Source organism: Pseudomonas sp. HMSC08G10 (genome assembly GCF_001808425.1).
GTDB classification, from domain to species: domain Bacteria; phylum Pseudomonadota; class Gammaproteobacteria; order Pseudomonadales; family Pseudomonadaceae; genus Aquipseudomonas; species Aquipseudomonas guariconensis.
Genome location: NZ_KV793325.1, coordinates 1 through 23,984, shown reverse-complemented (window position 1 = coordinate 23,984; position 23,984 = coordinate 1). Strand labels below are relative to the sequence as shown.

At 61.7% G+C, this 23,984-nt stretch carries 23 protein-coding genes and 1 tRNA gene; 15 read left to right on the top strand and 9 right to left on the bottom strand.

Going from position 1 to position 23,984, the window contains the following annotated elements:
* Window positions 1–137: 137 nt before the first annotated feature.
* The 11 genes from HMPREF3173_RS18760 to HMPREF3173_RS18710 all read left to right on the top strand — a co-directional run bounded on the left by HMPREF3173_RS18760 (window position 138) and on the right by HMPREF3173_RS18710 (window position 12,227).
* Window positions 138–791, top strand: coding sequence for a c-type cytochrome (locus tag HMPREF3173_RS18760; RefSeq protein WP_232092076.1), 654 nt, complete (start codon window positions 138–140; stop codon window positions 789–791).
* Complete coding sequence (locus HMPREF3173_RS18755) at window positions 788–1,702, top strand: c-type cytochrome (RefSeq protein ID WP_070575526.1); 915 nt, start codon at window positions 788–790, stop codon at window positions 1,700–1,702. The genes HMPREF3173_RS18760 and HMPREF3173_RS18755 overlap by 4 nt, the downstream gene beginning before the upstream one ends.
* Before the next feature lie 95 nt (window positions 1,703–1,797).
* On the top strand, window positions 1,798–3,159 hold the full coding sequence (locus tag HMPREF3173_RS18750; protein WP_070575523.1) for a UDP-glucose dehydrogenase family protein: 1,362 nt from the start codon (window positions 1,798–1,800) through the stop codon (window positions 3,157–3,159).
* 48 nt (window positions 3,160–3,207) lie between these two features.
* Complete coding sequence (galU, locus tag HMPREF3173_RS18745; protein WP_043211760.1) at window positions 3,208–4,047, top strand: UTP--glucose-1-phosphate uridylyltransferase GalU; 840 nt, start codon at window positions 3,208–3,210, stop codon at window positions 4,045–4,047.
* 98 nt (window positions 4,048–4,145) lie between these two features.
* On the top strand, window positions 4,146–5,501 hold the full coding sequence (gorA, locus tag HMPREF3173_RS18740; RefSeq protein WP_070575520.1) for a glutathione-disulfide reductase: 1,356 nt from the start codon (window positions 4,146–4,148) through the stop codon (window positions 5,499–5,501).
* 198 nt (window positions 5,502–5,699) lie between these two features.
* Window positions 5,700–6,230: a fimbrial protein gene (locus HMPREF3173_RS18735; protein WP_070575517.1), complete on the top strand. Its 531-nt coding sequence runs from the start codon at window positions 5,700–5,702 to the stop codon at window positions 6,228–6,230.
* Window positions 6,231–6,286: 56 nt separating this feature from the next.
* The gene (locus HMPREF3173_RS18730) at window positions 6,287–7,021 is read left to right on the top strand and encodes a fimbrial biogenesis chaperone (RefSeq protein WP_070575514.1); all 735 of its coding nucleotides are present in this window, start codon (window positions 6,287–6,289) and stop codon (window positions 7,019–7,021) included.
* Between the two features lie 8 nt (window positions 7,022–7,029).
* A complete protein-coding gene (locus HMPREF3173_RS18725; protein ID WP_070575509.1) occupies window positions 7,030–9,474 on the top strand; it encodes a fimbria/pilus outer membrane usher protein in 2,445 nt (814 codons plus the stop codon).
* 138 nt (window positions 9,475–9,612) lie between these two features.
* Window positions 9,613–10,176, top strand: coding sequence for an alkyl hydroperoxide reductase subunit C (gene ahpC / locus HMPREF3173_RS18720; protein WP_070091596.1), 564 nt, complete (start codon window positions 9,613–9,615; stop codon window positions 10,174–10,176).
* 125 nt (window positions 10,177–10,301) lie between these two features.
* Window positions 10,302–11,864 carry an alkyl hydroperoxide reductase subunit F gene (gene ahpF, locus HMPREF3173_RS18715; RefSeq protein ID WP_070575506.1) on the top strand — a complete coding sequence of 521 codons (1,563 nt, stop codon included), beginning with the start codon at window positions 10,302–10,304 and terminating at the stop codon, window positions 11,862–11,864.
* 171 nt (window positions 11,865–12,035) lie between these two features.
* Window positions 12,036–12,227 carry a hypothetical protein gene (locus HMPREF3173_RS18710; RefSeq protein WP_070575503.1) on the top strand — a complete coding sequence of 64 codons (192 nt, stop codon included), beginning with the start codon at window positions 12,036–12,038 and terminating at the stop codon, window positions 12,225–12,227.
* A gap of 2 nt (window positions 12,228–12,229) precedes the next feature.
* Here HMPREF3173_RS18710 and HMPREF3173_RS18705 read toward each other — a convergent pair whose 3' ends face one another.
* From HMPREF3173_RS18705 to nhaR, 3 genes are all read right to left on the bottom strand, one after another.
* Window positions 12,230–12,877 carry a YceH family protein gene (locus HMPREF3173_RS18705; RefSeq protein ID WP_070575500.1) on the bottom strand — a complete coding sequence of 216 codons (648 nt, stop codon included), beginning with the start codon at window positions 12,875–12,877 and terminating at the stop codon, window positions 12,230–12,232.
* Between the two features lie 113 nt (window positions 12,878–12,990).
* A complete protein-coding gene (gene sstT / locus HMPREF3173_RS18700; protein ID WP_070575497.1) occupies window positions 12,991–14,202 on the bottom strand; it encodes a serine/threonine transporter SstT in 1,212 nt (403 codons plus the stop codon).
* 145 nt (window positions 14,203–14,347) lie between these two features.
* Window positions 14,348–15,241 carry a transcriptional activator NhaR gene (gene nhaR / locus HMPREF3173_RS18695; RefSeq protein WP_070575494.1) on the bottom strand — a complete coding sequence of 298 codons (894 nt, stop codon included), beginning with the start codon at window positions 15,239–15,241 and terminating at the stop codon, window positions 14,348–14,350.
* Between the two features lie 136 nt (window positions 15,242–15,377).
* On the opposite strand from nhaR, the gene HMPREF3173_RS18690 reads away from it, so the two are divergent.
* Both HMPREF3173_RS18690 and HMPREF3173_RS18685 read left to right on the top strand, forming a co-directional pair.
* Entirely contained in the window at window positions 15,378–15,617 is a 240-nt protein-coding gene (locus HMPREF3173_RS18690; RefSeq protein ID WP_043211781.1) for a hypothetical protein, read from the top strand.
* A 25-nt stretch (window positions 15,618–15,642) separates the two neighbouring features.
* A complete protein-coding gene (locus tag HMPREF3173_RS18685; protein ID WP_043211783.1) occupies window positions 15,643–16,395 on the top strand; it encodes a TerC family protein in 753 nt (250 codons plus the stop codon).
* Window positions 16,396–16,515: 120 nt separating this feature from the next.
* Here HMPREF3173_RS18685 and HMPREF3173_RS24640 read toward each other — a convergent pair whose 3' ends face one another.
* The gene (locus tag HMPREF3173_RS24640) at window positions 16,516–16,692 is read right to left on the bottom strand and encodes a hypothetical protein (RefSeq protein WP_168166396.1); all 177 of its coding nucleotides are present in this window, start codon (window positions 16,690–16,692) and stop codon (window positions 16,516–16,518) included.
* Window positions 16,693–16,849: 157 nt separating this feature from the next.
* On the opposite strand from HMPREF3173_RS24640, the gene HMPREF3173_RS18680 reads away from it, so the two are divergent.
* Window positions 16,850–17,581 carry a peptidase C39 family protein gene (locus HMPREF3173_RS18680; RefSeq protein ID WP_070575490.1) on the top strand — a complete coding sequence of 244 codons (732 nt, stop codon included), beginning with the start codon at window positions 16,850–16,852 and terminating at the stop codon, window positions 17,579–17,581.
* A 100-nt stretch (window positions 17,582–17,681) separates the two neighbouring features.
* On the opposite strand, the gene HMPREF3173_RS18675 is transcribed toward HMPREF3173_RS18680, so the two are convergent.
* Window positions 17,682–18,965 carry an NAD(P)/FAD-dependent oxidoreductase gene (locus tag HMPREF3173_RS18675; RefSeq protein WP_043211788.1) on the bottom strand — a complete coding sequence of 428 codons (1,284 nt, stop codon included), beginning with the start codon at window positions 18,963–18,965 and terminating at the stop codon, window positions 17,682–17,684.
* A gap of 201 nt (window positions 18,966–19,166) precedes the next feature.
* Between HMPREF3173_RS18675 and HMPREF3173_RS18670 the strand changes: the two genes are divergently transcribed.
* A tRNA-Val gene (locus HMPREF3173_RS18670) sits at window positions 19,167–19,243 on the top strand.
* A 153-nt stretch (window positions 19,244–19,396) separates the two neighbouring features.
* On the opposite strand, the gene HMPREF3173_RS18665 is transcribed toward HMPREF3173_RS18670, so the two are convergent.
* The 4 genes from HMPREF3173_RS18665 to HMPREF3173_RS18650 all read right to left on the bottom strand — a co-directional run bounded on the left by HMPREF3173_RS18665 (window position 19,397) and on the right by HMPREF3173_RS18650 (window position 23,929).
* Window positions 19,397–20,041 carry a TetR/AcrR family transcriptional regulator gene (locus HMPREF3173_RS18665; protein WP_070575488.1) on the bottom strand — a complete coding sequence of 215 codons (645 nt, stop codon included), beginning with the start codon at window positions 20,039–20,041 and terminating at the stop codon, window positions 19,397–19,399.
* A 74-nt stretch (window positions 20,042–20,115) separates the two neighbouring features.
* Window positions 20,116–21,522, bottom strand: coding sequence for a purine-cytosine permease family protein (locus HMPREF3173_RS18660; RefSeq protein ID WP_070575568.1), 1,407 nt, complete (start codon window positions 21,520–21,522; stop codon window positions 20,116–20,118).
* A gap of 101 nt (window positions 21,523–21,623) precedes the next feature.
* Window positions 21,624–22,769 (bottom strand): acyl-CoA dehydrogenase family protein, encoded by a 1,146-nt coding sequence (locus tag HMPREF3173_RS18655; protein WP_070575485.1) that lies wholly within the window; start codon window positions 22,767–22,769, stop codon window positions 21,624–21,626.
* A 2-nt stretch (window positions 22,770–22,771) separates the two neighbouring features.
* The gene (locus HMPREF3173_RS18650; protein ID WP_070575482.1) at window positions 22,772–23,929 is read right to left on the bottom strand and encodes a CaiB/BaiF CoA transferase family protein; all 1,158 of its coding nucleotides are present in this window, start codon (window positions 23,927–23,929) and stop codon (window positions 22,772–22,774) included.
* Window positions 23,930–23,984 lie beyond the last annotated feature (55 nt).

Genomic DNA, 23,984 nt, shown 5'->3' with positions numbered 1-23,984 from the left:
GCTCAGCAAATGAGCAGTTAGCAGGCGCAATGCCATTTTCTTGCCCGGTGATCGTTGTCGGTATCCGGGGATAGGCCTACTCTTCATGGGCTTATATCGTTTAAGCCTAAGCTTATAACAAGGAAATGGAGCGTCCCGTGAACACACCGTTGAGTCGCGTCGTGATCGGCAGTTTGCTGATCCTGGCCTGGCCTTCGGCGCATGCCGTCGATGGCCAGAAGATCTTCACCCAAGGTGGGCACAACCCCGCCGCCATGGCTTGCCTGGGCTGCCACGGACCGGATGGTAAAGGCATCGCCGCCGCAGGCTTTCCGCGCCTGGCCGGCCTGCCAGCGAGTTATCTGAGCAAACAACTGGCGGATTTTCGCAGTGGTAGTCGCAAGCAAGCGGTCATGGAGCCGCTCGCCAAGGCGTTGGACGAAGACGAAATCACCGCCGTCAGCACCTACCTGGCCAGCTTGCCGGCCGACCCGGCCCCCGACTTTCGCCGCCAGCAGATCGCCAATGATCCAGTGTCCCGCCTGGCCCTCTATGGCGATTGGAGCCGGCAGATACCCGGTTGCGTGCAATGCCATGGGCCTGGTGGCGTTGGTGTCGGCGAGCACTTCCCGCCGCTGGCCGGACAACCGGCAGGCTACTTGACCGCACAGCTCAACGCCTGGCGCGACGGCAGTCGCAGCAACGACCCCAACCAATTGATGGTCGGCGTGGCCAAGGCCATGACCGAGGAGGAGGTCAAGGCCATCGCCGCGTTCTTCGCCCAGCCCGTCCGTCAGGAGGCCAAGCCATGAAGCCGATGATCCCGAGCCTGTTGCTGTTGGCCTTGGGCAGCGCCCAGGCAGCTCCCATCGCCATGGAAGACCAGTCCCAGCTCAAGGTCCCTGACAGCCAGGCGTCTGCGATGTTCACCCCGCCGTCTGAACGTGACCTGCCGGACAACGCCTTCGGCAAGATGGTCCGCGAAGGCCATGCGCTGTTCGTCGACACGCGCCGGCTGATGCCTGAAGCGGTCGGCAACGGCATGAACTGCAGCAACTGCCACCTCGACCAAGGGCGCCTGGCATATTCCGCGCCGCTGTGGGGTGCGTATCCGATGTATCCGGCGTATCGCAAGAAGAACGACAAGGTCAACACTTTTGCCGAACGTGTCCAAGGCTGCTTCCAGTTCAGCATGAACGGCACGCCGCCGGCGGCCGACAGCCCACAGATGACAGCCCTAAGCGTCTACGCCTACTGGCTGTCGACCCAGGCGCCTACGGGTGTGGAAACACCGGGGCGCGGTTACCCGGAAGTAGCGCCACCGGCTGGCGGCTATGACTTCAAGCGTGGCGAGCAGGTTTACGGCGAGCAATGTGCGATCTGCCACGGTGACCAGGGCCAGGGACAGAAAGTGGCAGGCGAGTATGTGATGCCACCGTTGTGGGGGCGGGATTCCTACAACTGGGGGGCCGGCATGCACCGGATCAACACGGCCGCTTCGTTCATCAAGCACAACATGCCCCTAGGCCGCCCCGGCAGCCTGAGCGATCAGCAGGCCTGGGACGTGGCAGCCTGGATCAACCGCCATGAGCGGCCACAGGATCCGCGGCTGGTGGAAGGTTCCATCGAGAAAACCCGGCTGAAGTTCCATGCCAACGATGGCGTGAACCTTTATGGGCAAAAAGTCGATGGCGTGTTGATCGGGCAGGGCACCGAAGGCTGACGGCGGCTCCTGTCACACGCGTGACCCTGCGCTGTCACTGCCCTGCAACGGTGCCTGGTGTGCAATGGCCGCACTCTTCGACAAGGGGTGCGGCCATGGAACTTTGTGTGATCGGGGCGGGGTATGTGGGGCTGGTCACGGCAGCCTGTTTCGCTGAAATGGGCAACCACGTGGTGTGTCTGGAGCGTGACCAAATTCGCCTGGCGCAACTGCGTCAGGGCCAATGCCCGATCTACGAACCTGGCCTGCAAGCGCTGCTACAGGCCGGGCTGGAGAATGGGTCGTTGAGTTTCAGCGACCATTGGGGCCACGCTCTGGCGCGCGCCGAGGTGGTGTTCATCGCGGTAGGTACGCCCAGTCTGGAGGACGGCTCTGCTGACCTTGGACACGTATTGGCAGTTGCCGACAGCCTCGCACGCCATCTTTCTCGCGCGTGTCTGGTGGTGAACAAGTCGACCGTCCCGGTGGGCACGGCCGAGCGGGTCGCTCGACACATCACCAACGGCTTGCGCGAGCGCGGTGCGCGGTTTGCCGTGCAGGTAGCGAGCAATCCTGAATTTCTCAAGGAAGGCAGCGCCGTCGAGGACTTCATGCGACCGGACCGTGTCATCATCGGTAGCGACAGCGAACAGGCCAGCCAGTGCCTGCAGCGCCTCTACAGGCCGTTCGTGCGCAACCGCGAGCGCGTGTTGCTGATGTCGCCGCGTGCGGCCGAGTTCAGCAAGTATGCGGCCAATGCCTTCCTTGCCACGCGTATCTCTTTCATCAACGAACTGGCCGGGCTTTGCGCGCACCTAGACGTGGACATCGAGCAGGTACGTCGCGGCATCGGCAGCGATACGCGTATCGGCAGTCACTTCATCTATGCCGGCTGCGGCTATGGTGGCTCGTGCTTTCCCAAGGACGTGCGTGCACTGATCCACAGCGCCGAGCAGGCCGGATACCAGCCTGCCATCCTGCAGGCGGTTCAGGCGCGCAACGAGGTGCAGAAAACCATGTTGTTCGAAGCACTGCATCAGCACTTCGGTGGTTTTGTACGGGGGCGCACCGTAGCGATCTGGGGGTTGGCCTTCAAGCCTGGTACCGATGATGTGCGCGAGGCGCCCAGCCTGGTGCTGCTCGAGGCGCTGTTGGCGGCAGGCGCGCATGTCCAGGCCTGCGACCCGGCAGCGACGGCGGGGATCGCCGAGCGCTACCGGCACGCGACGGCCAGCGGCCAGCTGCGCCTCACGCAGGATCCTTACGTCTGTGTCGAAGGCGCGGACGCGTTGGTGCTGGTGACTGAATGGAAGCTGTTCCGCCAGCCGGATTTCCGCCGTGTGCGGGGGTTAATGCGCATGCCGGTGCTGTTCGATGGCCGCAATATTTACGATCCATCGGAACTATCTACACTGGGTTATCTCTATCATGGCATCGGTCGGCCAGGGGCGGGGCATTGTAAGGTGACCGCCGCCTGATTAGACTGCGCCGAACTCCACAGGCCCAGCCTTTGTTTAAGGATGTATATGATCAAAAAATGCTTGTTCCCGGCAGCCGGCTACGGCACCCGCTTCCTGCCTGCTACCAAAGCCATGCCCAAGGAAATGCTGCCGGTGGTCAACAAGCCACTGATCCAGTATGGCGTCGAAGAGGCGCTGGATGCAGGTCTGAGCGAGATCTCCATCGTCACCGGTCGCGGCAAGCGCGCCCTGGAAGACCACTTCGACATCAGCTACGAGCTGGAAAACCAGATCAAAGGCACCGACAAGGAAAAATACCTGGTTGGCATCCGTCGTCTGCTGGATGAGTGCTCCTTCTCCTACACCCGTCAGACCGAGATGAAAGGCCTGGGCCACGCCATTCTCACGGGCCGCCCACTGATCGGCGACGAGCCGTTCGCCGTGGTACTGGCGGACGACCTGTGCGTCAACCCGGAAGGCGACGGCATCCTCACCCAGATGGTCAAGCTGTACAACCAGTTCCGTTGCTCGATCGTCGCCATCCAGGAAGTCGATCCGCAGGAAACCAACAAGTATGGCGTGATCGCTGGCGACATGATCCGCGATGACATCTATCGGGTGACCAACATGGTCGAGAAGCCCAAGCCGGAAGATGCCCCGTCGAACCTGGCGATCATCGGTCGCTATATCCTGACTCCGGATATCTTCGACATCATCCAGAACACCGAGCCAGGCAAAGGCGGCGAGATCCAGATCACCGACGCGCTGATGAAGCAGGCCCAGGATGGCTGTGTGCTGGCCTACAAGTTCAAGGGCAAGCGTTTCGACTGCGGTGGCGCCGAAGGCTACATCGAGGCGACCAACTTCTGCTTCGAGAACTACTACAAGACCGGCAAGGCGTACTGATTCGCCACTGTTGGTACGAAAGCCACCCCTCGGGGTGGCTTTTTTGTTCCCGGCGGGTAACGGCGTTATGCTGGTCGCCAGCCAAGGAGACTGAATACATGGCCTACGATTTTGATCTGTTCGTGATTGGCGCCGGTTCCGGCGGTGTACGCGCGGCGCGTTTCGCCGCAGGCTTCGGTGCCAAGGTGGCGGTGGCCGAGAGCCGTTACCTGGGCGGCACCTGTGTCAACGTTGGTTGCGTGCCAAAAAAACTGCTGGTGTACGGCGCCCATGTGGCCGACGAGCTGGAGCAGGCCGCCGGTTTTGGCTGGACGCTGGAGGAAGGGCATTTCGACTGGGGCACCTTGATCGCCAACAAGAACCGTGAGATCGAGCGCCTCAACGGCATCTACCGCAACCTGCTGGTCAACAGCGGCGTGACCCTGCTGCAAGGGCATGCCCGTATCACCGGTGCCCACGAAGTCGAAGTCGAAGGCCAGTGCTACAGCGTCGAACACATTCTCATCGCCACTGGCGGCTGGCCACAGGTGCCGGATATTCCGGGCAAGGAGCTGGCGATCACGTCCAACGAGGCGTTCTACCTCAAAGAACTGCCGCGTCGTGTACTGGTGGTCGGTGGCGGCTACATCGCCGTCGAGTTCGCTGGCATCTTCCAGGGACTGGGCGCCGATACCACGCTGTTGTACCGCGGTGACCTGTTCCTGCGCGGCTTCGATGGCTCGGTGCGTACCCACCTCAAGGAAGAACTGCAAAAGCGCGGTCTGGATCTTCAATTCAACGCCGATATCCAGCGTATCGACCAGCAGGCCGATGGCAGCCTCAAGGCGACCCTCAAAGATGGCCGCGAGCTGGTCGCCGATTGTGTGTTCTATGCCACCGGGCGGCGTCCGATGCTGGACAATCTGGGGCTGGAAAACACTGGTGTCGAGCTCGATGACCGCGGCTTTATCCGGGTGGACGATCAGTACCAGACCACCGAACCCTCGATCATCGCCATCGGTGATGTGATCGGTCGCGTCCAGCTCACACCGGTGGCCTTGGCCGAAGGCATGGCGGTGGCTCGTCGTCTGTTCAAACCCGAGCAGTACCGCCCGGTGGACTATCAGAACATCCCCACTGCCGTGTTCAGCCAGCCGCCGATCGGCACCGTGGGCCTGACCGAGGAGCAGGCGCTGGAAGCCGGGCATAAGGTTCAGATCTTCGAAAGCCGCTTCCGCGCCATGAAACTGACCCTGACGGACATCCAGGAAAAGACCTTGATGAAGCTGGTCGTCGACGCTGAGACCGACAAGGTCTTGGGCTGCCACATGGTCGGGCCGGATGCCGGGGAAATCATCCAGGGCCTGGGTGTGGCCCTGAAGGCTGGCGCGACCAAGCAGCAGTTCGACGAAACCATCGGCGTGCACCCGACCGCTGCCGAAGAGTTCGTGACCATGCGCACCGCGACACGTTGATCCCGCCTTGTCAGCTCCTTCATGGCCTCGCTGCAACGGGGCCATGATTCTTACTTGCCTGCCGTGAATTTCACCTGCCTGGCTGGTAAGTCATCCGACATATTGTTCTTGAAACCTTCCTGATACTGCATCCACGTCCGGCAACCGGACAGCAGCCTGACACTTGCATGGCTGTCAATCAGCAATCAGAAGGTGATCATGAACACACTCTATAAAGCCTTGTGCGCAGCCTGCGGCAGCGCGCTTCTCTATGCTGGTACCGCGCAGGCGGATCACGGCGAAATCAGCATCAGTGGTCAAGTGCTTGCGCCGACCTGCATCGTCAATGGCGGTAATGGCAACTTGCCGGTCAGTCTGCCTGACGTCAATGCGACCTTGTTGTCTCGGCCTGGGCAGGTGGCCGGGCAAACGTCCTTCCAGCTGCGCTTGACCAACTGCGCCCCAACCGTAAGCCGGGTCTCGACCTACTTCGAGCCTGGCCCAACCATTAGCCCCGAGGGTCGGCTTATCGTGGATGCCGGCGGTAGCCGCAATGTCCAGATTGAACTGCTCAATAGCAGCTTCGCACCGATGGACTTGTCGGCCGCCAAACGCAGCCAGCGCTCCCAGACCGTGCAGATCGTCGGTGGTAACGCCACGCTCGACTATCACGCGCGTTACTACGCGACCGGGGCCGCTACGCCAGGACTGGTCTCCACCCGCGTCCAGTATTCGCTCGATTACCTCTGAGCTTCCTCGGACAGGCCTGAGCGCCTGTCCTCGCCATTTACAGAACAAGGCATTCGATGTTCTTTCAACTCAACGCCCTCAGGCGCTGGGCGCTGCTGGCTGTATGGCTGTCTTGCGCCGAAGCAGGCGCCAGCGTGGTCATCTCCAGTACGCGTGTCGTTTATCCGGCCGACCAGGCCGAGATCACCCTCAAGCTCAGCAACGAAGGGCTCAATCCATCGTTGGTCCAGGCCTGGGTCGATGACGGCTCTGCCCAGGTGGATGCGCAGGCGCTACACGCCCCATTCAGCCTCGTGCCCTCATTGTTTCGCCTGGATCCAGGCAAGGGGCAGAGCCTTAGACTGTTCCATACGGGCGAAACGATGCCCCAGGACCGTGAAAGCCTGTACTGGCTCAATGTGCTCGACGTCCCCCCCAAAGGCACAGGCAACACGCTTCAGGTTTCCCTGCGGACCCGTATCAAGCTGTTCTATCGTCCCATGAGGTTGTCGGGCAATGTCGCGGAGGCGCATCAGATGCTGCGCTGGCGTGTTTTGCGCGATGGGGCTGGCGGGGTGCTGCAGGTCGACAACCCCAGTCCGTACTTCGTCAATCTCGCCAAATTGGAGGTGCATCAAGGTAACCAGGTGCTCGACATCGAGCCCGGCCATATAGCGCCTTTTTCGAACACTCGATTCGCCGCGCCAGGCTTGAGGACTGGCGGTATCGTCCAGGTGCGCTACGCATTCATCGACGACTACGGCGCGGTGCATGAACGGCCAGAAGCCGTACATGCGAGCGGGGCGGGCTGAGGCTTGTCATGAGCCGCAGGACATTCGTCGACTGTGTGCCAGGGTGTCTGCTCGCCAGTCTTTGGGGGGAGCCGGTCCTGGCGATCGAGTTTGACGCAGGGCTGCTCAAGCAAGGCTCGTCATTGGACGTGCGCCGTTTCGAGAGGGAAGCGGTCGTCCCGGAGGGGCGCTTCACCCTAGACATTGTGCTCAACCAGCAGTGGAAAGGTCGGTTGCCTGTTTTGCTAAAGAAGCAAACGCTGACTAACCAGGCAGCGCCTTGCTACAGCAAGGGCTTGTTGCAGCGTTTGGGCCTGGATCTGCAATCCTTGGCCAGCGAGACCCAGAGCGTCCTCAAGGAAGATGACGCGTGTCTGCCCTTGTCCGAGTTACAAGTGCCCTCTAGTGAGACGCTTGATTTTGGCGCATTGCGGTTGGATCTGGTGGTAGCGCAACAAGCCCTGGACCGCCGATCCAGCGGTCACTTTCCCGCAGACCAGTGGGACGGCGGGGTGAATGTGGGCTTTATCGACTACCGGCTCAACCTCCATCAGCAGCGATCCAGACAGCAGGGCAGTGGCACTCGTCAAGGGTACCTGGGCCTGCGCATGGGGTTGAACACAGGGGACTGGTACTGGCGTCACGAGGGGCGCTGGCAAGGGCGTGATGCCGGGGCCTCGCACTATCAGGCGGGTGGATTGTCGGTCAGGCGGGACATTCCTGCGTGGTCATCGCAAATGACACTCGGTGATAGCTACAGCCGTGGCGACGTTTTCGATACCGGCGCGTTGCGTGGCGTGTTGTTGAACAATGACGAGCGCATGCTCCCGCAGACCCAGCGCGGTTTTTCCCCCGTGATCAGCGGTGTGGCCAACAGCACGGCGTTACTGAGCATCCGCCAGCGCGGTGTGCTGGTGCACGAATCGACAGTAGCCCCTGGCCCCTTCGAAATCGACGACCTCTATGCCAGCGGCTTGCACGATGACCTTGAGGTCACTCTGCGCGAGGCCGATGGCGAGGTGCGAACCTTCTTCGTGCCGAGCCAGGCCGCACCGCTTGCCTTGCGCCCAGGAAGCAAACGGTTCGAATTCGCAGCGGGTGTCTGGCGCGATGAGCTGGGGCAGATGGGGCCTGGCCATTTGCAGGGGAGTTGGCAACAAGGCCTGAACAACCATCTGAGTGTGCATGGAGGTGCGTGGTTGGCCAGCGATTATCTGGCCAGTGCCATGGGGGTGGCGATAAACAGTGGCGTCGGTGCTGTCGGCCTGACGCGCTACCACAGCCGCGTTTCGCTGGATCGGGAACGACAAGGGCACGCCTGGCGGATGAGCTGGCGACACAGGCTCACTGCATGGGAGACCGACCTTGGCGCGACCTTGACGCAATACGCGGGCTATTACCGTTTCGACGATTTTGCCCAGGCGAGCCAAGGCCATGTGGTGGCCCCTGCGCGGCGGCGGGTCGGACTTACCGTCAACCAGCCGTTGGGCTCGCAAGGTGGTCGTCTGACGCTGATGGCGGGGTGGGGGCAGGGCGCAGACCGCCAAAGCAGTTACAGCCTGGGCTACAACAACCATCTGGGAAAACTCAACTACGGGATGCGGTTCGATCGTGAACGGCGACCTTCTGGCCAGGCGCTCGATACATTCACGCTCACGGCCAGCCTGCCGCTTGGGGAGCGGCGTCGTGCTTCGTTGAGCAGTGGGATGACATGGGGGGCTCAGAGGCAGGGGCGTTCGAATGTGCGCCTGCGTGCAACGGCTGGTGAGCGTGGGCAATGGGGGTATGGGCTGGCTGCCGTGCGTCAGGAAGGGACGCGGGGCGGAGCAGGTCTGGATGCCCACCTGCTGCACCGCGGTTCGTTTGGCGAGCTGAACGCCTCGTTCGCCAATCGGCACACTCATCGCCAAACCTCATTGGGCGCCCAAGGGGCTCTGGTTGCCCATCCGGGGGGCTTGTCCATGGCCCCGCCGCTTGGGGAAAGCTTTGCGATTGTTCATGCACCGGGTGCGAGCGCGGCGCGGCTTCGTCAGCATCCTCAGATCCGCCTCGATGAGCGTGGGTTTGCGGTGGTGCCTGCATTGCTGCCGTATGGCCTGAACACGGTGGAGCTCGACCCCAAAGGCATGTCCAAGGATGTTGAGCTGCAACTCACTGGCCAGTCGGTAGTGCCGCGGTCAGGCGCGGCAAGTTGGTTGCACTATCCAACTCGTAGTGGTCATCCACTGATGCTGCACGCGCTCAAGGTGAGCGGCCAGGCATTGCCCTTCGGTGCATTGGTACTGGATGAAGCGGGTAGTGAGCGAGGGATGGTCGGCCAGGGCAGCCGCCTGCATGTGCGTGGCGATGCGCAGCGAGGCCGGCTTAAGGTCATTTGGGGGGAGGCGGGTGATCAACAGTGCTGGCTGGACTATAGCGCCGGTCCCAGCGGGAGGCTCGAGGCATCGGCATGTGTACAGGCCGACGCGTCTTAGGAATCAAAGAATCTATCGGGATTGGCGGCTTATAGCGAAAACCAATCACAAGCATGAGGTTTGCCAATGAGCCTTTATCGGAGCCTGCGGTTAGGATTCTCTCCGTCAACTGATTTCAACCCATGAAGGAGCGTCTCCATGCCTATCATCAACAGCCAGGTCAAACCGTTCAACGCGACTGCCTACCACAAGGGCGAATTCGTCCAGGTCAGCGAAGCCGACCTCAAAGGCAAGTGGTCCGTCGTGTTCTTCTACCCAGCTGACTTCACCTTCGTTTGCCCAACCGAGCTGGGTGACCTTGCTGACAACTACGCCGAGTTCCAGAAGCTGGGCGTGGAAATCTACGGTGTGTCCACCGACACCCACTTCACTCACAAAGCCTGGCACGACACCTCGGACACCATCGGCAAGATCCAGTACCCGCTGATCGGTGACCCGACCCATGTCATCGCCCGCAACTTCGACGTGCTGATCGAAGAAGCCGGTCTGGCTGATCGCGGTACCTTCGTGATCAACCCGGAAGGTCAGATCAAGATCGTCGAAATCAACGACGGTGGTGTAGGCCGCGACGCCAGCGAGCTGCTGCGCAAGGTCAAGGCTGCCCAGTACGTTGCCGCCCACCCAGGTGAAGTCTGCCCGGCCAAGTGGAAAGAAGGCGAAGCCACCCTGGCGCCATCGCTGGACCTGGTCGGCAAGATCTAAGCTGATGTGCAAGTCGCGGGCGGTAGCCAGCCGCCAAAGCTGAAGTAGCCACCGCCCCGTAAAAACGCCCGGGCGACCTCGCCTGGGCGTTTTTGTATCCAAGTTTTGAAAAAGGAATCGCCCGTATGTTGGACGCCACGCTTAAATCGCAACTGAAAACCTACCTGGAGCGGGTCACCCAGCCGATCGAGATCGTTGCTTCCCTCGACGACGGCGCGAAATCCCGCGAATTGCATGACCTGCTGGTGGAAATCGCCGGCCTGTCGAACCTCATTACCCTGCGCGAGGACGGCTCTGACGCCCGTCGTCCCTCGTTCTCGCTCAATCGTCCGGGGGCTGACATCAGCCTGCGTTTCGCCGGCATCCCCATGGGCCACGAGTTCACGTCCCTGGTGCTCGCGCTGCTACAGGTAGGCGGTCACCCGTCCAAGGCCAGTGCCGAGGTGATCGAGCAGATCCAGGCCCTGGAAGGTGAATTCACCTTTGAAACCTACTTCTCGTTGTCGTGCCAGAACTGCCCGGATGTGGTCCAGGCCCTGAACTTGATGGCTGTGCTCAACCCCAATGTGCGCCATGTGGCTATCGACGGTGCGCTGTTCCAGGAGGAGGTCGAATCGCGCAAGATCATGGCGGTGCCTAGCATCTACCTCAACGGCGAAGTCTTCGGCCAGGGCCGCATGGGCCTGGAGGAAATCCTCGGCAAGATCGACACCAATGCCGGTGCCCGTGAGGCCGAGAAGATCAACGCCAAGGATGCCTTCGATGTGCTGGTGGTCGGCGGTGGTCCCGCTGGCGCTTCGGCAGCCATCTATGCCGCGCGCAAAGGCATTCGTACAGGCGTTGCCGCCGAACGTTTCGGTGGCCAGGTACTTGACACCCTGGCGATCGAGAACTTCATTTCGGTCCAGGAAACCGAAGGACCGAAACTGGCCCGGGCGCTGGAAGAACACGTCAAGCAGTACGATGTGGACATCATGAACCTGCAACGCGGCGAAGCGTTGATCCCAGGCGTCAATGGCGCGCTGCACGAAGTTCGCCTGGCCGGCGGCGCTTCGCTCAAGGCCAAGACCGTGATTCTCGCCACCGGCGCCCGTTGGCGCGAAATGAACGTCCCTGGCGAGCAGGAATACCGCGCCCGTGGCGTGGCCTACTGCCCGCACTGTGATGGCCCGCTGTTCAAGGGCAAGCGTGTGGCGGTGATCGGCGGAGGCAATTCCGGCGTGGAAGCGGCCATCGACCTGGCCGGTATCGTCGCCCAGGTGACCCTGATCGAGTTCGATAGCCAACTGCGTGCTGACGCCGTGCTGCAACGCAAGCTCCACAGCCTGCAGAACGTCAAGGTCATCACCAGCGCCCTGACCACCGAAGTGCTGGGCAATGGCGAGAAGGTCACGGGCCTGCGCTACAAGGACCGCAACAGCGATGAGCTGCACGACCTGGCGCTCGAAGGCATCTTCGTGCAGATCGGTCTGCTGCCGAACACCGACTGGCTCAAGGGCACGGTCGAGCTGTCGCCGCGTGGCGAGATCATCGTCGATGCCAAGGGCCAGACCAACATCCCTGGCGTGTTCGCTGCCGGTGACGTAACCACGGTGCCGTACAAGCAGATCGTCATCGCCGTGGGTGAAGGGGCCAAGGCTTCGCTGGCAGCCTTCGACCACCTGATCCGCACCTCGGCGCCGGCGTAAGCCTGCACCAGCCTCTTCGCGGGTAAACCCGCCCTCACAGGTATAGCGCTGTTCTCCGGTTCAGTGCCGTACTTGTGGGAGCGGGTTTACCCGCGAATGCTTATGCGCTCTGTCAAAGCCAAATCTGGAGGTGTCTATGATTTATTGCAGATACCCTCAGGAAACACACTCATGACCCTGATCAGCCGCGAACCCTGGTGGCTAGAGCCACCCAAGCCCGGGCAGAAGGAGCAGGATCTGCACTGGGGCTACCTGGAGATCTACGCCGACGGGCGCACGGTCTTTGTCGACCAGCGTCCCACCGATCAGGAGCTGGCCGAGCGCAAGAGTTGCCGAAACTTTCCTGAGGCCGATCAACCCTGATCTCACCCCTCCAGTGCGGCCAGGCGCGCTTCCAGCGCTGCGACCCGGGCTTCCAGGGCCTCGATCCGCTCATCCGACACACTGGTGCCGCTGTTGCTGCGCTCGCCGCCTTGCTGGCGTGCGGCGAGGATTTCCTCGATCTGCGCCGGGTCGCCAAGGGCGTGGGTGTAGCGGTCTTCGCGTTGGCCGGGCTGGCGTGGCAAGTGCAGCGCCAGGCCGCGTGAGATGAGACGCTCGAGCTGGTGCTGGATCTGGTCGACGTCTTCAAAGTCATGGAGGCGATTACTGCGGGTCAGCAGTTCGTTGAGGGTCTGTGGCCCGCGCAGGAACATCAACCCCATCAGCACCAGTTGAGCTGGCACCAGTTCCAATGCCTTGTCTACCCGTTGCTCCCAACGATCGGCGCGGCTGCCCATCTGCAGACGGGTCATTTCTTGCCCTTCGAGGGCGCGCAGGGCCTGGCCGACTTGGCCGGGGGAGAGGTTCATCACCGGTTCACGGCTGGTCTTCTGGTTACAGGCCAGCACCAGGGCGTTGAGGGTCAGCGGGTAGGTTTCCGGGCTGGTGGCTTGTTTTTCGATCAGAGAACCGAGCACACGGATCTCGATGCTGTTGAAACGGCCTTCGCCTGCGGTTTCGTGTTCTGACATGGCCCTGTCTCATTGCGAGGAAAAGGCCACTAGCCTAGGTAATGCGGCAGGCTTAATCAATCAGACAATACTGCGGGGAAAACCCGCTCCGGTTGCCGGAGCGGGCTGGTACCTCAGGCGGTGCGGCGCTCCTGCCCCAGGCAAGCCGCTGCAGTGAACAGCACGTCGGTCGAGGAGTTGAGCGCGGTCTCGGCCGAGTCCTGCAATACGCCGATGATGAAGCCGACCGCCACCACTTGCATGGCGATCTCGCTGGGGATCCCGAACAGACTGCAGGCCAGCGGAATCAGCAGCAGCGAGCCACCGGCCACGCCCGAAGCGCCACAGGCACACACGGCCGCCACGACACTGAGCAGCACGGCGGTCGGCAGGTCCACCGTAATGCCCAGGGTGTGTACGGCGGCCAGGGTCAGCACGGTGATGGTGATTGCTGCGCCCGCCATGTTGATGGTCGCGCCCAGCGGGATCGATACCGAATAGGTGTCCTCATGCAGTCCGAGCTTTTCCGACAGCGCCAAGTTGACCGGAATGTTGGCCGCCGAGCTGCGGGTGAAGAACGCCGTGATGCCGCTTTCGCGCAGGCACATGAATACCAGTGGGTACGGGTTGCGACGGATCTTCCAGAACACGATCAGCGGGTTGACCACCAATGCCACGAACAGCATGCAACCGATCAGCACCATCAGTAGGTGCAAGTAACCAAGCAGAGCGTCCAGGCCGGACTGGGCCAGCGTCGAGGCGACCAGGCCGAAGATCCCCAGGGGGGCGAAGCGGATGACCACGCGTACGATCAGGGTCACGCCGTTAGACAGGTCCTCGACCACGGTGCGGGTGGTCTGCCCAGCATGGCGGATGGCGACGCCCAGGCCGATGGCCCACGTCAGAATGCCGATGAAGTTGGCGTTGAGCAGCGCATTGACCGGGTTGTCGACGGCGCTCAACAGCAGGCCTTGCAGCACTTCGCTGATGCCGCCGGGAGCGGTGAGCGAGGCATCGCCGGTGCTGAGCACCAAGTTGGACGGGAACGCCATGCTGGCGACCACGGCCACGACCGCGGCGGCGAAGGTGCCCAGCAGGTACAGCCAGAGGATCGGTCTGATGTGGGTTTCCTGGCCGTGACGGTGATTGGCGATCGACGCCATGACCAGGATGAACACCAGTACCGGTGCCACCGCTTTCAGCGCGCTGACGAACACTTTGCCTAGAAAGGCCAGGTCACGGGCCACGGTCGGGGCGAGCAGGGCCAGGGCGATGCCGGCCACCAGGCCGATGCAGATCTGCGTCACCAGACCGGTGCGGTTGATGAGACGAAGGACGGGGGTCATGTGCAGCGGAATCTCGTTTTTGTAAAACCGGCAACTTTAACACAGAGCTTTATAGGCCTGGTCTGAGCTCGGACGTTCGGGCCGCTTCGCATACTGCCGCGAGCTCCACGTTCTATCGGCTAATCCGTATTTCCCGTGTGTGGGATCACCAATGAAACAGATCTCGCCGCGCCCCCTCGGTAATCGCCACGATCCCTGGATGGGTCACCTTGCGCTCCACCGAGATGGCATAGAACGACTCGTTCACCGCCTCGGTCTGCCCGATCAGCTCGACGCCATACTGGCGGCACACTTCCTCGGCGATCACGCTGGGCGCCACGAAAATCCCGCTACCGGACTGCCCGAAGGCCTGCATCAGGGCGCTGTCATCGAATTCGCCGATGATCCGTGGATGCAGCTGCTGTTCGGCCAGCCATCGCAGCAACCGGCTGCGGACCACGGTCTCCTGGCCCGGGATCAACAGCGGTGCGTCGTCCAGGCAGGTCGGGAAGGGCCGGGCATGCTGGCGCGCCAGCGCCGGGGTGGCGAAGAAACTCAGGCCGCACTCGCCCAGTTTCTGGCTGTAGCCCTTGATGTCCAGGTGGCTGGGCATCGGGCTGTCGGAGATCACTACATCAAGGCGCTGGATAGCCAGGTCGGCCAGCAGGCGTTCGAGTTTGTCTTCGCGGCAGTTGATGCGTAGGACGTTGTCCAACTCCATGGTCGGGGCCAGCAGGCGATAGACGATGGATTTGGGGACGACGTCGGCGACACCCACGCGAAACAGGATCTGCTCCTGAGGCCCTGCGCGCAGCAGGGCTTCCAGTTCACCGCCGATCTGGAACATCTGTTCGGCATAGCCCAGCGTCTGGCGGCCGGTCTCGGTCAGCTCCAACTGCCTCCCGACACGCTGGAACAGCTCCAGGCCGTAGGCTTGTTCGAACAGGCTGATCTGCCCGCTGATGGTCTGAGGCGTCAGGTTCAGTTGCTCGCTTGCGCGGGCGATGCTGCCGGTCTTGGCCACCACCCAGAAGTAGTGAAGCTGGCGATAATTGAGCATCCGGCACTTTCCCGATTCGTAAAAACCGAAGTATAACCGCTGAAAATACGAATTTTCCTGATGTATGGCGTTCTCTAGAATGCCCACCCATAAGGCGCTGCATGCAGCGCCGGAAATTGGAAAAGCGAGGATTCCCATGTTGCAACTCAAATCCATCGGTACGCCCTTGGTGCTGGCCTTGGCCCTGTTCAGCCTTGCTGGCTGCGACCAGGCCGAGAAGTCCGCCCAGCAGATGCTCGACCAGGCCGCCGAGTCGGCCAAGCAGGCGATCGACAAGACCAACGAAGCTGCCCAACAGGCCCTGAGCGAGGCCATCGGCTCGGAGGGTGCCAAGCCCAAGGCCGCTGAAGAAAAAAGCGACACCCAAGACATCTGATCCGGACCCGATGCAGGACTAAATCATGGAATATTTGCTGGAACTCGCTGCAAGCCCCGCTGCCTGGGTCGCCCTGGCCACGCTGGTGGCCATGGAAATCGTGCTGGGCATCGACAACCTGATCTTCATTTCGATCCTGACCAACAAGCTGCCTGAGGCCTACCGCTCCAAGGCGCGGCGTATCGGTATCAGCATGGCGCTGATCATGCGCTTGGCGTTGCTCTCGACCGTGGCTTGGATCGTCCAGTTGACCGAACCTGTGATCGATGTGTTCGGCCATAGCTTCTCTTGGAAGGATATGATCCTCATCGCCGGTGGTCTGTTCCTGCTATGGAAAGCCACCAAAGAGATCCACGAGAACGTCGATCCCCATGGCGCCAAGGAAGAAGCCAAGGCTGGATCCACTGTAACCCTGGGCTTTGCCGCTGCGATCGGCCAGATCCTGATGCTCGACATCGTCTTCTCGATCGATAGCATCATTACCGCTGTAGGCATGACCGAGCACTTGCCGATCATGATCATCGCCGTGATCAGCGCCGTGGTCGTGATGCTGGTAGCTGCCGACCCGCTGGCCAAGTTCATCAACGACAACCCGACCGTGGTGATGCTGGCACTGGGCTTCCTGATCATGATCGGCATGACCCTGATCGCCGAGGGCTTCGGTGCCCATGTGCCGAAAGGCTACGTGTACGCCGCTATGGCCTTCTCGACCGCGATCGAGGTGCTCAACATCATGGCGCGCCGGGCTCGGCTCAAGCGCGAAGCTGCCGAGGGCTGATCGCTCGAAGCAAAAAGGAGGGGGCGAACTGCGCCCCCTTTGCTTTTTCAGGATCCCGGGCTGGCGGGTAGGGGAGCGGTCTGTCGTGTGTGGGCCGCGTCGGCAGGCTGGGTTGAATGCTCAGTGCGCCCCTGCATGCCGCCGCGCACGACGCGCCGGCTGTGGTTTGGGCAACGTTTGCGGTGGCAGGTGATGGTGGGAATGCCTGCGCACGATGCGCAACACCCCCCACAGCATGGCGGCGGCGACGCTCAACCACATCCCCACCAGCATCAGAATCGCCATTGTCAGGCTCATGTGTGCCTCCTTCTCTCAGGCGCGCACGGGGCTCGCCTTCCAGACACTGCTTTAGTCTAGCCCGCCGGGCGGTGCGTTCCATTGACCGAAGGTCTATTCCCTTGGGCCGTTTCGTTCCAAGCCGGTGACGGGCTATACCCAAACACGCACCCAGCCTATGATCGGAGCCCAGGGCCGGGCGCTGCCTGCCTGGCGACGGAACAAGCGAGTGCCCATGTTGCAAGAAACCTTCACTTCATCGCGCCGGCTGCTGGCCGCGTGCCTGGTCGCGGCCAGCCTGGCCGGTTGCGCCAGTGGTCCATCGCCTGTGGCGAAGGGCCAGGCGCAGCGGGTCGAGATCAGCAGCGTGCCGTTCTATCGCGGCAAGGCCAATCACAGCGGGGCCATGGCACTGGCGGCACTGCTGTCGCAACAGGGCGTGGTCATCACGCCGGGTTTGCTTGATAAACCCCTTAACCTGCCACAAGGCGCCGATGCGCTGGGCACCGGCATTCCCAAGGTAGCGCGTGAATACGGCATGGTCGTCTACCCGCTGGACAAGCGCCTTGAGGCCTTGCTGACCCAAGTGGCGGCAGGCAACCCAGTGCTAGTGCGTTACGAAGAAGGCTCGGCCTTTTGGAGTGAGCCACGCTATGCGGTGCTGATTGGCTATGACAGCTACAAAGGGCGGGTACTGTTGCGTTCGGGGATGCAGCGTCGTCTGTTGATGGCGTTCGATGATTTCGAGGCTGCGTGGGCGAAGACGGGAAGTTGGGCTGTGCTGGTGCAGCCACCGAAACAGCTGCCGGCTCAGGTGGACCGTCAGCGTTGGCTGCAGGCCGCCGACGAGCTGGCCCGGGCAGGCCAGGAAATCGCGGCGAAGCAGGCGGTCCGCAGCCTGGGCCAGTAATGCAATCGCGGGCCAAACCCGCTCCTGCAGCCAGGAGCGGGCTTGGCCCGCGATAGGGCCGACAATACCTGGGGCGACGCTTTCGTCGCCCCGGCTCGTCTTAGATGCCCAGACGGTCGCGCAGACTGTAGTACCAGGCGCCCAGGGCGCTGAACGGTACGCGCAGCAGCTGACCACCCGGGAACGGGTAGTGCGGCAGACCGGCAAAGGCGTCGAAGCGCTCGGCCTGGCCACGCAGGGCTTCGGCCAGTACCTTGCCCGCCAGGTGGGTGTAGGTCACGCCGTGACCGGAGCAGCCCTGGGAGTAGTAGATGTTGTCGCCGATACGACCCACCTGTGGCAGGCGCGACAGGGTCAGCAGGAAGTTGCCGGTCCAGGCGAAGTCGATCTTCACGTCCTTGAGCTGCGGGAAGGCCTTGAGCATCTTCGGACGGATGATTGCCTCGATGTTGGCCGGGTCGCGAGCACCGTAGACCACGCCACCACCGAAGATCAGGCGCTTGTCGCTGGTCAGGCGGTAGTAGTCGAGCAGGTAGTTGCAGTCCTCGACGCAGTAGTCCTGCGGCAGCAGGGTGCGGGCCAGTTCCTCGCCCAGTGGCTCGGTGGTGATCACCTGGGTGCCGCATGGCATGGACTTGGCCGCCAGCTCCGGTACCAGGTTACCCAGGTAGGCGTTACCGGCAACGATGATGAACTTGGCGCGCACCTTGCCTTGTGGGGTGTGCACGACCGGGTTGGCACCGCGCTCGATGCGCACGGCCGGGGTCTGTTCATAAATCACGCCACCCAGCGACTCGACCGCGGCAGCTTCGCCCAAGGCCAGGTTAAGCGGGTGAATGTGGCCACCGCTCATGTCCAGCATGCCGCCGACATAGTTATCGCAGGCGACCACTTCGCGGATGCGCTTCTGGTCCATCAGCTCCAGCTGGGTGTGGCCGAAACGTTCCCACAGACGCTTTTGCGACTCCAGGTGGCCCATCTGCTTGGCGCTCAGTGCAGCGAATACGCCGCCGTCCTTCAGGTCGCACTGGATGTTGTACTTGGCCACGCGCTCACGGATGATGCGTCCGCCTTCGAAGGCCATCTGACCCAGCAGTTGCGCCTGCTTGGGGCCGACGGTGCGCTCGATCACGTCGATGTCACGGCTGTAGCTGTTGACGATCTGGCCGCCGTTGCGGCCCGATGCGCCGAAGCCCACTTTGGCCGCCTCGACGATGCTCACTTTGAAGCCGTTTTCCAGCAGGAACAGGGCGCTGGACAGGCCGGTGTAACCGGCGCCGATGATGCAGATGTCAGTCTCCACCTCACCCTGCAGCGCCGGACGTGGCGGCACCGGGTTGGCCGAGGCGGCGTAGTAGGACTGGGGGTAGGGGGTATTGGCCATGCTCGGGGAACCTCGTGTTTTATATTTTTAACGAATGTACCGATGCTATCAATAATAATAAACACCCGCTAGTCGTCCGTTGAAAATCCTTTACTCCCCCCGTCGCTTCGGGTCAGGTAAATATTTTTAAGATTCAGTGAGTTAGCGTGAAAAAAACAGTTGACAGCGATTTTGGAGCGCGTAGAATGCGCCCTCATCGACAGGCACATAGCTCAGTTGGTTAGAGCACCACCTTGACATGGTGGGGGTCGTTGGTTCGAGTCCAATTGTGCCTACCAAATAAAGCCCCGGGTTTCCGGGCACCGAAAAGGGCGATCCGAAAGGATCGCCCTTTTTGCGTTTGCACTATCCGTGGGGCTTTATTGAGCGTGCTGACCACTTGCAGATTCGGCCGGCATGTTACCCATCGAGTGGCAGAGCACGAGCCTTGCTCACACGGCACTCGACGAAGCACGGGCTGTCTGCGCCGTGGAGGGTTCCAGTTCCAGGCGGGACGCCGCGCCCAGAATCATCTCGGTCAGTTGTTCGATGATTTGCCGTTGTGACAGGGCCGAGTCGATATCCGATGATTGGCAAAGGCTTTCAAGCATGCCGATGACCCTGTCAGTGAAGAACTTTGTCCTTGAGCGATCAATGCCTCGAGGGAAGGTGGAGGCAATGATAGCCATTAGCTGCTGAGTGTATTCATCACGCATCGCGGCATGCAGCCGAGCGTGTTCCGCCGTCAGGTTGCGAGCCTCCCGCAACATGAGCTGCACTTTTTTTTGCTCGCTCTGCTGAAGTTCGATGAAGGCACTCACGAATGCATGCAGACGGGCGCGCGTGCCTTGGGCGGCTTTGAGCTTTACCCGAGTGAGGCTTAGCAGGTCGCTCATGCATTCCTCGATGAGGTCGAAGAGCAGCGCCTGTTTACTTTCAATGTGGTTGTAGAGGGACCCTGCGCCGATACCCAAGCGGGCGGCCAGGTCGCGCAAGCTCGTATTCTGGTAGCCCTGTTCAGCGAACAAGTCCACCGCCGTGAGGTACAGGCGTTCCTGTGTCCTGGTCGGCTGGGTAGGTTGTGTGTTGGTGTCCATGGGGGCTCGGGGGTTGTAAGGGCGGGTGGGGCAGGTGGCCTGCCGCCCTCATCGGGCGGCAAGCGGCTCAGGGGCTAGCACTGTTTCTGGGCATAGCCCTGCGCAGGCAGAGGCTGCTGACGTCGCGCCCCGTGCTTGGCAAGCGGGTAGTAGACGAGCGCTGGCACGATCAGCCCAACCAACCAGGAAATGTCCGTATCGCCCAGGTGTTGCACCAAGGGGCCTGTGTAGAAGCCGGTGGCGATGAAGGGCATCTGCACCAAGACCCCGAACCCATAGGTGCCGATGCCTACCCAGTTCCAGCGGCCATACCGGCCATCCGGGTCATCCAGGGCGGCGATGTCGTAACGCTCTTGAGTGATGAAGTAGTAATCCACCAGGTTGATGGCGCTCCAGGGTGTGAAGAACGCCAACAGGAACAGAAGGAAGGATTTGAATGCGCTGAGGAAGGAGTGCTGGCCGATCAGCGCCAGGGTAGTGGAGATACCGACTATGCAGAGCACGAACACCAGGCGCTGGCCGGAAGAGACGGTGAAGCGTTTTTGGAACGCACTGACAATGGTGGCGATGCACATGAAGCTGCCATAGGCGTTCAAGGTAGCGATGGTCACCTTGCCAAAGCCGATGCTGAAGAACAGCAGGCCGGCAATCATTCCGCTGGCGCCCAGGCTAACAATGTAGTTCACCTCGTTTCCGGAGAAGGCGCCGCCTGCCAGCGCCGCTGCGAACACGCCGAGCACCATGGAGGTTTGCGAGCCCAGTACCGAGCCCAGACCCACGGCGAGGAAGGTGCGCAGCGGGGAAGTTGCGCTGGGGAGGTAGCGCGAGTAGTCGGCTACATAAGGGCCGAACGCAATCTGCCACGACGCCGACAGCGAAACGGCCAGAAGAAAGGTGTTCCAGCTGAAGTGTCGATTTTCGAGCAGGGTGGCGATGTCATTGATCGACAGCAGGCGTACGAACAGGTAAGCGAACGCCACCACGCCAAGCACGCTGGCGACCCGCCCGAGCAGATGGATCACCCGGTAGCCGCACACTGTCAACACCACGATCACGGTGGCGAAAACCAGGATGCCGCTCGTATCGCTGATGTTCGCCATTCGGCCAATCGCCTGGCCGGCCAGTACCGTGCCGGTGGCATTGAAGCCGATGTACATGATGCAGACGAGTACCAGCGGTATCACCGCGCCGAATACGCCGAACTGCACGCGGCTGGAAATCATCTGCGGCAGGCCAAGACGCGGACCTTGGGCGCCGTGCAATGCCATCACGATGCCGCCGAACACCTGGCCGATCAACAGGCCGATCAATGACCAGAACACATCGCCACCCAGCACCACTGCCAAGGCGCCGGTGACAATGGCCGTGATCTGCAAGTTGGCACCGAACCACAAGGTGAACTGGCTGAAGAGCCGACCGTGTCGTTCGCTTTCAGGAATGAAGTCGATGGAGCGCGTTTCGATGAGGGGCTTGCCAGACATGAGGGTTTCTCCCGTGGCGCCATTGCCCATGGCGCCTCTATTGTTGTTATGTAGCGGATGCCCTGTGAGCCTGGTCGGCTGGTGCCTTCCAGGCTGACACCTCAAGTGCGGTCGGCGTCTAGTACGGCGCGCGAGATGATGATTTTCTGCACCTCCGAAGTGCCTTCAAAAATGCGCAGGATGCGTGCATCGCGCACCAGGCGCTCCAGCGGCAGGTCGCGGATGTAGCCATAGCCGCCATGCAGTTGGAGTGCGGCATCGGTAATGAAGCCCGCCGCTTCGGCGGCGAACAGCTTGGCGGTGGCCGACTCCAGGCTGAAGCGCCCACCCGCGTCGCGCGCGGCCGCAGCCTGCAGGGTCAGCAGCCGTGCTGCCTGCAATTGGGTGTGCATGTCTGCAAGACGCCACTGTGTGCCCTGGTAGGCCGCCAAGGGCTTGGGCCCGATCTGGCGCTGCTGGGCCCAGCTGAGGCTGTATTCCATAGCCGTGCGGGCGATGCCCAAGGCCATCGCCGCCACTTCCACCCGACCGCGATCCAGTACTTCCATGGCGGTCTTGAAGCCCTGACCAGGCTGGCCCAGCAGGGCGCTCGCGGGAAGCCAGCAGTCCAGGGACAGCTCATAGATCGTGCTGCCGCGCAGGCCCATGGTCTTCTCCGGGCTGGAAAAGGTGATGCCCTCTGTGCCTTTGGGAATGAGGAATGCGCTGATGCCGTGATGACCCGCGTCCGCGTCGGTCTTGGCGTACAGCACGATGAAATCGGCTTCGCGCGCATTGGTGATGTAGTGCTTACTGCCACGGATTCGCCATCCATTGTTCTCCTGGCTTGCCCGTGTGCGCATGTCAGCCGGATTGGAGCCGGCGGCCGGTTCGGTCAGGCCGAAGGCGCCCAGCAGTTCGCCCGTGGCGGCACGAGGCAACCATTGCTGGCGCTGCGCCTCTGTCCCGCCAATGAGGATGGAGTCGGTGGCCAGGAAGTGCGCAGTCATCGCCGATGCGGTGGAGGCGCAGGCGGCTGCGACGGCCTCAACCACGCGGCTCATTGCCAGGCTTGTGATGCCAAACCCGCCATAGGCCTCTGGCAGATTGATCCCCATGAACCCCAGCTCGCCCAAGGCTTTGAGGCTGTCGGCACAGAATGCTTCGGCCTCGTCAAAGCCTTGGGCATTTGGTTTGAGCACGTCGTGAGCGACGCGTTCGGCCGATTCGATGATCGCAAGTTCTGCGGCGTCCAGTTCGAAATTCATTTTTATTCTCCTGTGTGGGACAGACCGTACAAGGCATTGGCTTCGCCCAGGCGGGGGGCGGGTGAGGCGGTGTGGGGCTTGCTTCCATTGAAAAACACTGGCTGCGGTACCAAAGGTGACTGCGCGCAGCCCTCTACCAGCAATTGGCGCACATGGGCTTGTTCGCTGCCTGTGGCCTGGGCGAGATTCCATACGGGGGAGGCGGGTACGCCTGCGTCCAGCAGCAAGGAGCAGATCTGTTCAACGCCTCGGGTACAGGTCCAGGCCTCGATCTGTGCCTTCAATGACGCCTCGTTCGCGGTGCGTGAGCTGTCGTCGACGAAACGTGGGTCATCCGCCAAGGCCTGGCATTCCATGCTCTGGCACAAGCGGCGGAACAGCTTGTCGCTGGCGACTGCGATCACGACCAATCCATCGGCGGCGCGGTAGGTGTCGAAAGGGGTCGAGACCGGATGCCGGTTGCCCACCAGTCCGGGCGCGCGGCCCTGGGCAAAAAGATTGGACAGTCCAGTCATTTGAAGACTGACCAACACGTCGAACATCGCCACATCCAGGTACTGTGCACCTGCACCCTGGAACTCACGGGCGAACAGTGCCGAGCTGATTGCCCAGGCGGCGTAGACGCCTGCACAGAGGTCTCCAAGGGCCTCACCGCTCCGGGTTGGGCCGGTCTGGGGAAAGCCGGTCACGCTCATCAGGCCAGACATGGCCTGGGCGACGATGTCGTAGGCCGGGCGGGAGGACAATGGCCCGCTTTGACCGAATCCGGAAATACTGGCGTATATCAGCCGAGGGTTGAGTGCCTTGAGGCTGTCGAAGTCGATGCCCAGGCGCTGGGTCACGCCAGGGCGAAAATTTTCCACCACGACATCAGCGTCGGCGACCAGTGCATGGAAGCGCTGAAGATCGGCCGGAGCCTTGAAATCAAGCTCGACGCTACGCTTGCCGCGGTTGATCAGGCCGAAATAGACGCTCTCGCCATTTTTGTCGAAAGGTCCCAGGTGACGGCTGTCATCGCCATGCCCTGGGACTTCGAATTTGATCACTTCAGCGCCAAGGTCAGCCAGCATTGCTGTGCAATGAGGGCCGGCCAGTACACGGCTCAGGTCCAGCACACGAATGCCTTTGAGCGGCTTTGATGCAGGGTTTTGCATATTCATGGCGTGTTTCCTCAGCGCTTGACGCCCGTGATCATCGGCAGGTCCAGGCCCTGCT